Below are 13025 nucleotides of genomic sequence, written 5' to 3' on the forward strand. Positions count from 1 at the left end.
TTGCCATTCAACCGGCCGCTGACCGATCTCCCTAACCGCAACAGCCCTTGCGATCCTCCTGGATCGGCGGACACGGCACGTCGGCGTAGGAGCAGAAGACGCAACAATCGCCGGGCAAGGGCTTCAGTTTCACGCCGCAACCGAGGCAGTCGTAGAACCAGATGCAGGCGTCGGTGGGCATGGTCTCGGTCGCGACATGACCGCAATGCGGACAGGTCAGCGTGGATTGGAGCAGGATCGACGCGCTCATTTAACGGCGGCCAATTGGGGCAGAAGCCAAGGCTCGACATAGGGCTCCCAGGCCAGGGAAAGCACGATCAGCAGCGTGGCGATGACAAGCAGCCAGAAGGCCAGCCGCGAAGGTCGGCCGCAGGCCGCATCGCGTCGGCACATCCGGGAGCGGCGCCAGTGCAGCAGCCAGCCGGCGGCAAGAACCAGGGCGGCGATCGGAGTCAGCCAATGACGCGCTCCAGCGAGCACAGTAACGCCCGCGAATGACACCCCGGCGACCGACAGCGCCAACGGCAGGACGCAGCAGGCCGCCCATGCCAGAAGGGAAGCGAACCCGCCGACCGCCGCTGAGGCGCTGACGGTGACTTCGGGAATATGGGGACGGTTTTGATCGGTCGTCATGGGCTATCCTGTCTGACTTCTGATACAGCCTACAACCCGTAGCCACTACGGGATCAAGAGCGTGTCCAGACAGGGTTTAACCATCGGCCGCCTGGCCCTCAGCACCGGGGTGAACCTGGAGACCGTGCGCTATTATGAACGCATCGGGTTGATGCCTGCGCCTGCCAGAACTCAGGGCGGCCATCGGTGCTACGAGCCCGAGCACGCCCAGCGGCTGAGATTTATCCGCCGATCTCGCGAACTCGGGTTCGGCATTGACGCTATCCGTCGCCTGATCGCGTTGAGCGAACCGACGCTCCAATCTTGCAGCGAGGTGCGGGACATGGCTCAGGATCACCTTGTCAGCATCGAAGCCAAGATCGCCGACCTGCAACGCCTTCAGGCCCTGTTGAAGCAGACGGTCGCTGACTGCGGCGACGGAGGACAAATTCGCTGTCCTGTCATTGAGGAACTGGGCTCAGCCCCCCCCGCTTAGACGGACCGAGGACCTAGCGCCTCGATAATCAGGCAGTCCGAGATCGTGCCCTGGCGGCACTGGGACAGCAGGGCGCCCAGCTCACGACGCAGGGCCTCCAGGTCGGCGATCTTGCGCTCGACCTCGACCAGGTGGGCGCGCGTCAGTTCATCGACCGTGGCGCAGGATTGGTCGCGCCGATCCGACAGGTTCAGCAGGTCGCGCACCTGTTCGATGGAGAAGCCCAGATCGCGGGCGCGTCGGATGAAGGAGAGGCGGTTCAACTCCGCCTCGCCGTAGGCGCGGTAGTTGCCCTCTGTGCGGGCGGGCGCGGCCAGCAGGCCGATCCGCTCATAGTAGCGGATCGTCTCGACCTTGGTGTCGGTCCGCCGCCCCAGTTCGCCGATGCTCAGCGCCATTACGGCCCCTCCGTTTCCCGCCTCAGTGTCCGCCGCCGAACCTTAGACGCACGCCGCCATTGACGGTGAAGCCGTCGGTCGGGCCCCAGGCGTCGACCGTCCAGCGGCCGTCAGCGGCACGTTGCGGCAGCAGCAGGGGATCATGCCGCGTCTGGCGCACGTTCAACAGGTTCTCGGCGTTCAGGAACAGGCTGACCCGTCCGAAGATGACCTCGCCCAGCAGGCCGACCTCGACATAGGACGGGCTTTCGCTGCGATAGGGGCTGTCCTCCAGCGTCTGCTTGCCGGTGTAGTAGATTTCCAGCCCCAAGCGGCCCCGGTCGTGCTCCTCCCACATGGCGACCAAGCCCGCCGTGTGACGCGGGGTCACGGGCGTGTCGCGGCGGGCGAAACCGTTGTCGTCCGGCTCGGTCGCATCGACGAAGACATAGCTGCCGGTCAGGGTGAACGGCGCTTGGCGATAGCGCAGCAGGGCCTCGGCCCCGCGCGTCCGGGTCACGCTCTCGACATTGATCAGGCGCACGCGGTCCATGCCATCGTTTACCGCCCGAATGGCGTCGTCCAGATCGGAGCCGAACAGGGTCAGGTTGGCCTCGATCCGCCCCCGCCGATAGCCGACGTCCAGGGAGGCGGTGCGGGCGACTTCTTCCTTCAGCCCGTCTAGCGGTTCCAGCCGCGACAGGCCGGTCGCCTCGGTAACATCGACGAAGGGCGTTGGCGCGAAGAAGCCTTGCCCCACCGAGGCGCGGACGGTCCAGGGACCGGGCCGGTACAGCATCGACAGGCGCGGGCTGAACTGGCCGCCGTATTCGCTGTGTTGATCGAAGCGCGCGCTGCCCGCCAGGGTCAGGTCGGGCGTCAACTCGTGCTCGACCTGCGCGAAGACGCCGGGGACCGTGTAGGTGTAGTCGAAGCCGGAAAAGGTCTCAGAGCGATAGGCGTCGACCTGAACCGCCGCGCCGGCCAGCCAGGTCGTGGCGCCGACCTCGGACCCCAGCGACGTTTCCAAGAAGCCGGTGTCGTGGCGGTCCTGCTCGAACACATCGCCGAACTGATGGTCGTGGGCCTGGGTCATGGCCGAGGCGCGGATGTGGGCCGTGCCCCAGGCGACAGGTAGGCGAGCCACCAGGCCCGCATCGAAGCGGTCGGTGTCCTGGGCCTGGACGAAGGGACGGCCGTCGGGCGCGGTGCGGCCCGGCTCGGTCCCGCCGCTGCGGGTCTCGGTCATGGCGCCGACGGTGACGAAGGCATCACCGCCATTGTCGCCTTCCCAGAACAGGCGCGGGCGCACGGACCAGCGCTCATAAGCGGCGATGTCGCTCCAACCGTCGCCATCCAGGTCCTGACGGCTCTGGCGATTATAGCCTCCGACAATCGACTGCCCCCACGCCCCTTTGAACGGCGCCGAGGCGTAAGCCGTCAGGTCCTGCCCGTCGCGGCTGGTGATGTTAGCCAGAACCTCGGCCTCGACCTCATCGCCCGGTCGACGCGACACCAGGTTGATGACCCCGCCCAGGGCCGACGGGCCATACAGCGCCGACGCCGCGCCCTTGATGACCTCAACCTGACCCAGGTCGGTCGGCGGAATCTGAAGCACGCCTAGGGATGACGCTTGACCGCCGTACAGGGGCAGACCGTCGGCCAGAAGCTGGGTGTAGCGGCCGCTCATGCCCTGCATACGGATATTGGCCGCGCCGAGCGCGGGCGACGTGACCTGAACCCGCACGCCGCCGGTCTCATTGACCAGCATGGCGATGTTGCCGGGCGTCATCAGCAGCTTTTCCTCGATCTCCTCGCGGCCGATGACCTCGACGCGGATCGGTTCGTCCTGAATGCGGCGGCCCGAGCGGGTCGCCTGGACGATGATGTCTTCGACCTCGGTCGCCTCGTCATGCCCGTGCTCCTGCTCGTCATCATGGTGTTCAGCGTCCTGCGCGAAGGCTGAGGGAGCCGACAGACTGACAGCCAGGGTGGCGGCGACTGCCGCCAAAACCGCGCGGCGGCCATTGCGAAGCGAAATGAAAGAAGAGGACACCAAGGCTCCAGTAATCTCGGAAAAACAGGAAGGCGCTGTCGGGTCAGGCGACCGGCTTGTGACGCGATTCGACTTTGAACGGGGCTGGCGCAGGGGCCGCCTTGACGGTCTTCAACTCAGCACGGGCGTGGCGGGCCACCTGCCAACCGCCCTGTAGCGCCAGTCCAGCCATGACCGCGGCGACCAGCAGGTCGGGCCAGCGCGACCCCGTGCCGAACACGCCCAGCGCCGCCAGCATGACCGCCAGATTGCCGATGGCGTCGTTGCGCGAGCAAATCCAGACAGACCGCATATTGGCGTCGCCCTTTCGGAACCCGAACAGCATGACGGCGGTCACCACGTTGGCGATCAGTGCCGCCAATCCAATCACACCCATTACCTGCGCCTCAGGCGTCTCGCCGCGCCAGACACCGACCAATGTGATGACGGCCACCCAGCCGCCGAAGACCAGCATGGTCGCGCCCTTCAGCAGCGCCGCGCGCGCCCGCCAGACCAGAGCCAGAGCCACGACGCCCAGGCTGATGCCGTAGTTGGCGGCGTCGCCCAGGAAATCGAGCGAATCTGCCTGAAGCGACGCCGACCCCGACAACAGCCCGGCGACGCCCTCGACCGCGAACATGCCGGCATTGATCGCCAGCGCCAGCCACAGCGCCAAACGCCATCGACCTGCCGGGGGCCGCTCATCCGCACAAAGATCGTCGCCGCAGCAGTTCGCCATAAAGGTATGTTGCACCCTGTAGTAGCTAGAGGGTCAAGCGGGACTGCCGTCCAAACGCGACCTTCGGTCGACGTATCCTGCGATGGACCTGGCCGATGTTTAGCGCGGGTTGGCGGGCGTGGACTGAGAAGCGCGCTGCGGGGCGGGTGGTGCCGCTGCCGCTGCCGGTGCCGGTGTCGGTGTCGGTGTCGGTGTCGGTGTCGGTGTCGGTGTCGGGCTCACCATAGGCGCGAAGGCCTGCGCTTCAGACAGTTTGGACGCTGAATGTGATGCCGTCGTTGGCGATGTGAGAGAAGCTGGGCAGCGGCCAGGCGTCTCTGTCACCCTGAAATAGGCTGCGGTGGCGAAGATAGCCCCTGCGATCGCAATGCCAGCGACGAACACCAGTACTGCGTAGTGCCACCGAATGCGGCGCTTGAGCCCCGCGAAAACACCGGAGAAGCGCTCGCTGATCGCAGCGTAGTCAGTGTTCAGCCGCTCTCCCTGGGAATCGATATCCTCACCGATAGCAGCCAGCGTTAGCCACTGGTTGACGATCGCTACCGCTAGCAGGACGACGAAAATCCAGACGCCCCCGAGCAGCGCGCGGTTGGTCCAGGCCTCCAGATCGCAGCCCGTCGATGCCTTAAGCTGGGAAGCCACGACCACCGTGGCGATTGGAATGCCGAGCAGTTGCCCCTGGATGTCGATCAACGTCTTGTGGATTTTGGAGACGTACTCGACCTTTGCCGCTTCGATCTCGCCCCGAATTCGAGCGTAGGAGAAGCTTGAAGCAAAGAGGCTGTAGCCGTTCTTCACCGCATCGTTGAGCGCTTCGGCGTTGTCGAGAAGGTAGGTAAAACGGTCGGCCAGCGGCTGCGGCTCTGCCGTCGTGATGAGCGTTTCAGCGAGGATCGCCCGCTTCTGATCCCTGTGAACGTCGTCAGTAAAGTGGGCCAGCAAGGCGTCGATCGCCGGCACCGATACCCGCGCCAGCGCCGACGCATCGTAGTGGACAGGTATGACCACCTTTCGGTCCCTGAAGAAGACCAGTTCCTGCTTCAGCGGGTCGACGTAGGCCGCGCACTCTGACACCAGAGCCACAAAGGCCAGAACCTTTCGATACGCTGCAATCCTCGACGGCACAGGAACCGTCGTATGATCGACCGCGCCGTCGATGATGTAGTATCGAGCGGGTTCATGAAGGCGCGCTTCACGCGCCCGGAGAAGGTCGTCAAGGGTCCGCACAAGCAACCCTGTGCCTATGCGAGGCGCTCCAGCACGCACCGGAACCACGTCGCCAACACCAGGCAGTTCATCGACCAGCACCGCTAGGTTAGCGTCGTCGGCCGCAACAGCATCCTGCTCGAGCAGTTGAAGGTTGGCGAGAATTTCTGCCGTTGCGATCGTCAGATCGCCCTCCACTCCATCCGCATCAAACGCGATGTTGCGGTAGACGTCGACGAGCTGATCGAACCGCAGGTTAGGCATCGACGTTGAACTCCCCCCGAAGCTGGGCGGCGAGTTCGTCCGGAAGACCTACGAGGGTCAGGCTGTTCTCGGCGGCGTCATACCGCACCTTGTTGCTTGTCAGAGCCTCGCGATCAAATTCGACTGACCACAGAGCGGTCTTGCCGCGAAATCGGACCAAGCCATTCAGTGCCCGTCCGTCGGGGACGAACCGGTCATTCAACTGACGATCCGGATCGACCAGGACGTCGAGTAGGACGCGCGGCGAATTCGGCATCAACTCATTCGCCAGGGCCTCAAACTCAAGTTCGGATCGACTCCTCGCCGAGCGGCTGCAGATCGTCTTGGCACGGTTCAGGAAGTCATCCTTCGCCTCACCGACAAGGCCCTGATCTATGGCGAATGCCTTCAGCGTGCGCACAAGGTCTGTGGTGTCCTGGCGATCTTGAACTGTGGTGTCGCAGCCAAGGAAGGCTTTAAAATACTCCGAAACGGCTCCCTTCCCCTTGAGGAAGCCGATGTACCGTTCGTCCTTGGCAGCCCATCCTTCGAGATTGACCCGGCCGGCGAAACGGAACCCGTCTACGTCGAGGTGATGCACGTCGGCGACGTCGTAGGTGTTGGTAAGGGCCGCGCCGAGCTTGTCATTGACGATAACGACCAGCAGATAATTTCGGCCATCTCGCGTGAAATGGGCGAAGAAGACATGCCCTCCCTGGGCGGCGTTCCTCAACCCAGCCTGGTGCTTCAACGTCTCCATCAGGCTGCCGGTCAGTTCGGCGAAGTCTTTGTAGCCGCCGTCGGCATAAGCACGAACATGCGCCTCCGTCGGCGCCGCGTCGGCGGCCGTCGAGAACTTGCCGTGCGATTTAGACGCGCGTCGGCTGTAGAGTTCGTACAGATCGTCGATCACGCGCTGCGCCGTCGTTGTCACAGTGAGCGCGCCATTGCCCATCTGCACACGAAAGCCGTCTTCACCCTTGACGAGATCATGGATGGCGGCGTGAATTATCGTGTTGGCCATCGATTGGTCCCCTCGCATCGAGGCCGCTCAGGGCCTCCCCCCGGCGAGCAACCTACAACACCCCATCCTGAATGCTACGGTTGACTCGTTGAACGAGTCCTTCGCAGCACATGGGTGCGCACGGGGATCAAGGCCCTACGGCCTCATCTTCACCAGCCGACGGGCCGAGCCAGCCTATTTCGAGGGACGCCGCCGCTTGAGCGGCTCCTGATCCGGCGACTGAAGCTGAACCCCGGCGCCGTGCGTGCCAGCGGGTATGAACATCACGCCGGCGGCCTCCAAGGTGGAGGTCAGAAGCTTTGCGTTGGCGGCTGTGACTGGAGCGGCGGCGTTGGTGCTCTCGGCTTTACGCACCGTGTTTAGCGCCAAGCCCGTCCGCTCAGCGAGATCAGAAACGGACATGTTCAGAAGGCCTCGGGCAGCGCGCAGTTGGGCGCCGGTAACGACCACGTCGCGCACGTCCGCATTATGATTCGGCTGCATGATTGACCAATAGCACCATAGTTGATAATTAGCACCAACCGTACGCGAGGGAGGTGACCATGAACGACGTTAAACGCGATCCGCCAGTTTGTCCGCTCCACGGCAAGCCGACGATGCGCGCGACCTGCCAAAAATGTAACGCCGCCTACATGCGGGGCTACCTGAGCACCATGCGCAAGACCCGTCCGGCAAAGGCGATCCTTGAGCGGGCGAAGCAGCGCGCCAGACGGCAGGGGATTCCTTACTCCCTCCGCCGCCAGGACATTGTCTTGCCGACAAGATGTCCGGTTCTGGGTCTTCCTCTGATCGTGGGCGAGGCGCGGTCTGACGCCTCGCCGTCTCTGGATCGCATTGACCCCGCAAAAGGCTACCAGCCTGGCAATGTCAGGGTTATCTGCGACCAGGCCAATCGGTTGAAGGGCAATCGCAGCCTGGGGGAGGTTCTGCGCTTGAGTCAGGCAGGGCCTCGCTGCCGGCGATCGGCGTATGCAGCCGTGGCCGCTTACATGGAACGTGAGGCCCTGCTGGTTGAAGTCAAACAGAAGGCGGCAAGGGAAATCTCCCCTAACAATCCGTGGGTGGTGGTTGCCGAGTTTCTGGAGCGGAAGTTCCGAGAGTTTCCAATCAAGTCGAACAAGTAGTCGTTTGGAATAAAGTTACCTTAATACAGAATTAACTGAACTTTTATTCCAATAACCGCGACATCACAACTTGACTAACGCATTTAGTTAAGTTTTCATGAAGGAACTGCTAACCGCGCACCGACCCATAGGAGACGTGCAACGAACCCAAGGAGAGAGCCATGAAGACCGACGAACGTGACGCACCCAGCCTGACGCCGCTAGAGAATCGCTGGCTGACAGCTGAAGAGGCCGCCGCCTACATGGGCGTGAAGGTGGAGACGCTGTCGAAATGGCGCCTCCGGGGGCACGGCCCTCGCTACTCGGCCGCGCTGCGCCGAGACCCGCGTTACCAACTGTCGGACCTCATGGAGCATATGACCGCGCGCATGGCGTCCAATACCCGCGAAGCACGGGCGATTCGGCATCAACCCTATGACGCTTACCCTGTGACAATGCGACGCCAAGCGCGGCCAGCGGCGCGCCGCTGATTCCACGTCGGCCAAGCGAAAACTCCTAGAGCGCCGCTATGTGGTGCCGGCCCCTTGGGGCGGTAACGAAGACCGCGACTCAGTTTTGTAGAGGTCGGCGGGACGGACCCCGAGCACCTCGGCCAGCTCCCCCAGAACGGCCACGGTCGGATTACCCGCGCCGCGCTCAAGGGAGGTTCGCTTCGACGGCTACCCGCACCGCTTCCACCTGGACCTGGCCCCGTCCGGGACGTACGCCGCGACTCCAGTCGATATCCCGACCGTGCCTCCTCAAGTCACCCAGGGCATGATGCGCACCGCCCAAACCTGGCACTGAACCGATGGCCTGCCGCCGACCACTTCCGAAGAATGCCGATAATCGATTGAGCCGCTTAGGCTACCCCAATCCCCGGCTGGTCTCGATTGGACCAGACCCGCTGAAATTGATAGGATTGGTCGTTCGCATCGACACGCGGCGTTCCAAAAATGTGGAGGTGGTTCCAGCGGTGGTTCGGGAAAAGGGCGTCACCTATGCCTCGGCTTTGAAGATTTGCAGACGCGTTGCTTCATGGTTCACTAGGATCAACAACTGTCGGCCCGACATCGGGTCGGGCGCCGGATCGATCTGCGATTGAAAAGGGGCGGCTCATGGCCGAGTCGAAACACAACGCATCTGCTGGACCTCATGGGTCCGCAAGTCATGCACAGCACGGGCCGGACGGAATCTCCGACACGGCCGTCGATCCGGTTTGCGGCATGACCGTCGATCCGCAGAAGACGGCCCACCACGCCACCCATGCCAGCCATGATCACCATTTTTGCAGCGCAGGCTGCCGAGAAAAATTCGTCGCCGATCCTGAACATTACCTGAGTCCGTCTGTTGATCGGATTGTGGAAGCCCCGGCGGGGTCGATCTGGACCTGCCCGATGCATCCGGAAATCCGACAGGATCACCCTGGGGCCTGCCCCATCTGCGGCATGGCGCTCGAACCGGAGATGGTGACCGCAGGCGCTGGCCCCAGCGCCGAACTGACCGACATGTCGCGCCGGTTCTGGGTTGCACTGGTGCTGACCCTTCCCGTGTTTGTCCTTGAAATGGGCGCGCATCTCTTCCCCGCGCTGCATCATCTCGTGCCCATGAAGCTGTCGATCTGGATTCAGTTCGTCCTGGCGACGCCGGTCGTGCTCTGGGCAGGCTGGCCTTTCTTCGAACGCGCATGGGCGTCGCTGAAGACCCGCAATCTCAACATGTTCACCCTGATCGCCATGGGGACAGGAGTGGCCTGGGGCTACAGCGTCATTGCGACCTTGATGCCGGACATCTTCCCGGCCGCCTTCCGGGCCTCGGACGGGTCGGTTGCGGTCTATTTCGAAGCTGCCGCCGTGATCACCACCCTGGTGCTGCTCGGGCAGGTTCTCGAACTGAGGGCGCGCGAGCGGACCTCCGGCGCGATCAAGGCCCTGCTCAACCTGGCACCGAAAACCGCGCGGCGTATCGCCGATGACGGCAGCGAAGAGGAAGTCGCGCTCGAACTGGTTGTGGTCGGGGACCGGCTGCGCGTGCGGCCGGGTGAAAAGGTGCCGGTCGATGGTGTCGTCGAGGAAGGCCGCTCGGCGCTCGATGAATCGATGGTGACAGGCGAATCCATGCCGGTCACCAAGACGGTCGCCGACACGGTGATCGGCGGGACGATGAACCAGAGCGGCGCGCTGGTAATCCGCACAGACAAGATCGGCCGTGACACCATGCTGGCCCGCATTGTCCAGATGGTCGCCGAAGCGCAACGGTCGCGAGCGCCGATCCAGCGTATGGCTGACCAGGTCGCCGGATGGTTCGTGCCGGCGGTGTTGGTGGTCGCGGTGATCGCCTTCGTCGCCTGGGGCATATGGGGACCGGAGCCCCGCCTGGCGCACGGACTGGTCGCGGCGGTGGCGGTGCTGATCATCGCCTGCCCCTGCGCGCTGGGGCTGGCGACACCGATGTCGATCATGGTCGGCGTAGGAAGAGGCGCCGGCCTCGGCGTCCTCATCAAGAACGCTGAAGCCCTGGAGCATATGGAGAAGGTCGACACCCTGGTCGTCGACAAGACCGGGACGCTGACCGAGGGCAAGCCTGCCGTCACCCGGATTATCGTCTCAGAGGGTTTTGAGGAGGAAGAACTGCTGCGCATCGCCGCCGGGGTCGAACGGGCGTCCGAACATCCCCTCGCGTTGGCGATCGTCAACGCGGCGATGGACCGCAACATCGAAATCCCCTCCGTCAGCGACTTCGATTCGCCGACGGGCAAGGGCGCGGTGGGAACGATTGAGGGCAGACGCATCACGCTGGGCAATGCCCGCTTTCTGGGAGAGGCCGGGATCGACACCTCTTCCCTTGCGACGCAGGCCGACCAACTTCGCACGGATGGGGCGACCGCGATTTTCATGGGCATCGACAGCATGGTCGCAGGGGTGTTTGCCATTGCTGATCCGGTCAAATCGACCACGGCCGAAGCGCTCACCGCCTTGCGCGCCGATGGCATCACCGTGGTGATGCTGACGGGCGATAACCGCACGACGGCCGAAGCGGTCGCGCGTCAACTCGGCATCGACGCCGTCGAGGCTGATGTGCTCCCCGATCAGAAGGCCGCTGTCGTCGCGCGGCTGAAACAGGAAGGCCGTATCGTCGCCATGGCTGGCGACGGGGTCAATGATGCGCCTGCGCTGGCGACAGCCGACGTCGGCATTGCGATGGGGCCGGGCACCGACGTCGCCATGGAAAGCGCGGGCGTGACGCTTCTGAAAGGCGATCTGAACGGGATCGTCCGGGCTCGCGAACTGAGTAAGGCGACGATGTCGAATATCCGACAGAACCTGTTCTTCGCCTTCATCTACAACGCCGCCGGAGTGCCGATCGCGGCGGGGGTTCTGTATCCCTTTTTCGGCATCCTGCTCTCGCCAATGATCGCGGCGGCGGCGATGGCGCTGTCTTCCGTCAGCGTCGTGACCAACGCACTGCGCCTCAACCGCGTGCGGCTGTGAGTAGGAGCACAACCAGGTCCGATGGCGGGACGGAACTGAACTGTTGCGCAGGGGCGTGCTGGTGGCGTTCAGCCAGACTCTGCGTGGAGGACGCGGCCTGCATGAGATGATCGAGACCGTGGCCTGGCTTTGATCAGCGCCTTCGACAAAGCGCGGAGACAGGATCAATCATCCTGTTCCTGCTGATCGCCGTGGTTGCCTTCTACGCCACCGTGCGGCGCGGGGAGGAATGGCTGGGCACGCGGTGTTCGACGAGCCCTATGCTGCCTATGTGGCGCGCATGCCGCGTTTGTGGTCCGACTTCAGCAAATGGCGCGATCAGGAGACGCTGGAAGTGCGGTCTTCCTTCTTGCTGACCAACCTCCGCGACGGCCTGGCCTTCCTGCTGGTCATTCCGCTGTTCGTGGCGCTGGAGCACGCCTAGAGCAATCGGTCGCTGAGTTGAATCGAATGTGATCGGGCGGGGATTCCCTTGGCGTGCGAACCATGAGTCCATCGGCCTCTGATCTGGGAGGCTATGATGGGCAAGGCGCATTCGGACGATTTGCGGGAGCGGGTGGTCGCGGCGGTGGCGGCGGGGATGTCTCGACACCAGGCGGCGGCCCGGTTCCAGGTGGGGGTGTCTTCGGCGATCCGCTGGGTGACGCTGAAGGCGCAGACGGGGGGCATTGGACAGCGACCTCGGGGCGGCAAGCCACGGTCGCCGCTGGCGCCGCACACGGACTGGCTGCTGGCGTTGATCGCGGTGGAGAACGACCTGACGCTGGCCCAGATCGGTCAACGGCTGCTGGACGACCGGGAGGTTCGGACCAACGAGGCCTCGATCCGGCGGTTCTTCCAGCGCAATCGGATCACCGTCAAAAAAAACACTGCACGCCAGCGAGCAGACGCGGCCCGACGTGGCCGAGGCGCGCGCCCTGTGTAAGGCCAACCAGCCCCATCTTGATCCGGCCCGGCTGGTGTTCATCGACGAGACGGGAGCTAACACCAAGATGGTCCGGGCCTATGCCCGCGCCCCCAGAGGCCAGCGCGCCCTGGCCCGCCAGCCGTTCGGTCATTGGAAGACAACCACCTTCACCGCCGCCCTGCGTCATGACGGTCTGACCGCGCCCTTCGTGCTCGACGGCCCCATGAACCGCGAGGCTTTCCTCGTCTATATCGACAAGGTGCTCGGGCCGACGCTGAGGCCGGGCGACATCGTCGTCATGGACAACCTGCCCGCCCACAAGGGTGACGAGGTCAGGCGGCGGATCGAGGCCCGGCAGGCCCGGCTGATGCTGCTGCCGCCCTACTCGCCCGACCTCAACCCCATCGAGCTGGCCTTCTCCAAGTTCAAGACCCTGTTGCGAAGCGCCGGCGAACGAACCGTCGATGCCCTCTGGGACCGCATCGCTGAGGTCATCAAAGCCTTCACGCCAACCGAATGCGCCAACTACTTCCGCCACGACGGATACGAACCAACTTGAGCGCCGAATGGTCTAGCGGTGTAAAGGCCGTCTCGGCCATCAGCCCCTGTGAATGCAGTCGCCAGTGGTTTCTCCGCCTCCGCCCGGGCGGGCGTCACCAAAAACTCTAATGATGGTGCCGATGGTGCTGTCACCCTCGGCCAGTCCGGCTCACACCAGCGGGAGCGCCGGTGGCACTGTCAGCCAGTTTGGCTGACACCGATAAAGTGCTCCTTGCGTGGGGAGTGTCTCGC

General features: G+C 63.9%; 14 protein-coding genes. 6 read left to right on the plus strand and 8 right to left on the minus strand.

Annotation, left to right across the window (positions count from 1 at the left end):
* Positions 1 to 31: 31 nt before the first annotated feature.
* A complete protein-coding gene (locus ABC419_RS14605; protein WP_303682707.1) occupies positions 32 to 250 on the minus strand; it encodes a GDCCVxC domain-containing (seleno)protein in 219 nt (72 codons plus the stop codon).
* Positions 247 to 633, minus strand: a complete 387-nt coding sequence (locus tag ABC419_RS14610; protein WP_303682706.1) for an MFS transporter permease — start codon at positions 631 to 633, stop codon at positions 247 to 249. Before ABC419_RS14610 ends, ABC419_RS14605 begins: the two co-directional genes overlap by 4 nt.
* A gap of 124 nt (positions 634 to 757) precedes the next feature.
* Here ABC419_RS14610 and ABC419_RS14615 point away from each other — a divergent pair, with 124 nt between their 5' ends.
* Complete coding sequence (locus ABC419_RS14615) at positions 758 to 1108, plus strand: MerR family DNA-binding protein (protein ID WP_303682724.1); 351 nt, start codon at positions 758 to 760, stop codon at positions 1106 to 1108.
* Here ABC419_RS14615 and ABC419_RS14620 read toward each other — a convergent pair.
* The 6 genes from ABC419_RS14620 to ABC419_RS14645 form a co-directional block, all read right to left on the minus strand.
* Positions 1105 to 1506, minus strand: coding sequence for a MerR family transcriptional regulator (locus ABC419_RS14620; protein WP_303682705.1), 402 nt, complete (start codon positions 1504 to 1506; stop codon positions 1105 to 1107). The two genes, ABC419_RS14615 and ABC419_RS14620, sit on opposite strands and share 4 nt — an antisense overlap.
* Positions 1507 to 1528: 22 nt before the next feature.
* Positions 1529 to 3541 carry a TonB-dependent receptor plug domain-containing protein gene (locus ABC419_RS14625; protein WP_312161283.1) on the minus strand — a complete coding sequence of 671 codons (2013 nt, stop codon included), beginning with the start codon at positions 3539 to 3541 and terminating at the stop codon, positions 1529 to 1531.
* Positions 3542 to 3584: 43 nt separating this feature from the next.
* Entirely contained in the window at positions 3585 to 4196 is a 612-nt protein-coding gene (locus tag ABC419_RS14630; protein WP_303682703.1) for a cation efflux transmembrane domain-containing protein, read from the minus strand.
* 162 nt (positions 4197 to 4358) lie between these two features.
* The gene (locus ABC419_RS14635; RefSeq protein WP_303682702.1) at positions 4359 to 5729 is read right to left on the minus strand and encodes a hypothetical protein; all 1371 of its coding nucleotides are present in this window, start codon (positions 5727 to 5729) and stop codon (positions 4359 to 4361) included.
* Positions 5722 to 6732, minus strand: coding sequence for a nucleoid-associated protein (locus ABC419_RS14640; protein ID WP_303682701.1), 1011 nt, complete (start codon positions 6730 to 6732; stop codon positions 5722 to 5724). Before ABC419_RS14640 ends, ABC419_RS14635 begins: the two co-directional genes overlap by 8 nt.
* 174 nt (positions 6733 to 6906) lie before the next feature.
* Positions 6907 to 7191, minus strand: a complete 285-nt coding sequence (locus ABC419_RS14645) for a helix-turn-helix domain-containing protein (protein ID WP_313635171.1) — start codon at positions 7189 to 7191, stop codon at positions 6907 to 6909.
* A gap of 83 nt (positions 7192 to 7274) precedes the next feature.
* Between ABC419_RS14645 and ABC419_RS14650 the strand changes: the two genes are divergently transcribed.
* The 5 genes from ABC419_RS14650 to ABC419_RS14670 all read left to right on the plus strand — a co-directional run bounded on the left by ABC419_RS14650 (position 7275) and on the right by ABC419_RS14670 (position 12792).
* Complete coding sequence (locus ABC419_RS14650) at positions 7275 to 7856, plus strand: hypothetical protein (protein ID WP_412876991.1); 582 nt, start codon at positions 7275 to 7277, stop codon at positions 7854 to 7856.
* A 161-nt stretch (positions 7857 to 8017) separates the two neighbouring features.
* A complete protein-coding gene (locus tag ABC419_RS14655; protein ID WP_303682699.1) occupies positions 8018 to 8326 on the plus strand; it encodes a helix-turn-helix domain-containing protein in 309 nt (102 codons plus the stop codon).
* A gap of 627 nt (positions 8327 to 8953) precedes the next feature.
* Positions 8954 to 11326 carry a heavy metal translocating P-type ATPase gene (locus ABC419_RS14660; protein WP_412876990.1) on the plus strand — a complete coding sequence of 791 codons (2373 nt, stop codon included), beginning with the start codon at positions 8954 to 8956 and terminating at the stop codon, positions 11324 to 11326.
* 229 nt (positions 11327 to 11555) lie between these two features.
* A complete protein-coding gene (locus tag ABC419_RS14665; protein WP_296563227.1) occupies positions 11556 to 11750 on the plus strand; it encodes a hypothetical protein in 195 nt (64 codons plus the stop codon).
* Between the two features lie 96 nt (positions 11751 to 11846).
* Positions 11847 to 12792, plus strand: a protein-coding gene (locus ABC419_RS14670; RefSeq protein WP_376745491.1) for an IS630 family transposase whose coding sequence is annotated in 2 segments (ribosomal slippage) — positions 11847 to 12184 and positions 12183 to 12792 — 948 coding nt in all. Because the reading frame shifts where the segments join, the coding sequence is not laid out codon by codon here.
* Positions 12793 to 13025: the final 233 nt, after the last annotated feature.

Origin of the sequence: Brevundimonas phoenicis (genome assembly GCF_047237745.1) — a bacterium.
In the GTDB taxonomy this organism is placed as follows: Bacteria; Pseudomonadota; Alphaproteobacteria; order Caulobacterales; family Caulobacteraceae; genus Brevundimonas.

Bases quoted from the DNA above. Each gene is read 5' to 3' on its own strand.
- ABC419_RS14605 (WP_303682707.1), bottom strand. From the start codon at position 250: ATGAGCGCGTCGATCCTGCTCCAATCCACGCTGACCTGTCCGCATTGC.
- ABC419_RS14610 (WP_303682706.1), bottom strand. From the start codon at position 633: ATGACGACCGATCAAAACCGTCCCCATATTCCCGAAGTCACCGTCAGC.
- ABC419_RS14620 (WP_303682705.1), bottom strand. From the start codon at position 1,506: ATGGCGCTGAGCATCGGCGAACTGGGGCGGCGGACCGACACCAAGGTC.
- ABC419_RS14635 (WP_303682702.1), bottom strand. From the start codon at position 5,729: ATGCCTAACCTGCGGTTCGATCAGCTCGTCGACGTCTACCGCAACATC.
- ABC419_RS14640 (WP_303682701.1), bottom strand. From the start codon at position 6,732: ATGGCCAACACGATAATTCACGCCGCCATCCATGATCTCGTCAAGGGT.
- ABC419_RS14650 (WP_412876991.1), top strand. From the start codon at position 7,275: ATGAACGACGTTAAACGCGATCCGCCAGTTTGTCCGCTCCACGGCAAG.
- ABC419_RS14655 (WP_303682699.1), top strand. From the start codon at position 8,018: ATGAAGACCGACGAACGTGACGCACCCAGCCTGACGCCGCTAGAGAAT.
- ABC419_RS14660 (WP_412876990.1), top strand. From the start codon at position 8,954: ATGGCCGAGTCGAAACACAACGCATCTGCTGGACCTCATGGGTCCGCA.
- ABC419_RS14665 (WP_296563227.1), top strand. From the start codon at position 11,556: ATGGCTGGGCACGCGGTGTTCGACGAGCCCTATGCTGCCTATGTGGCG.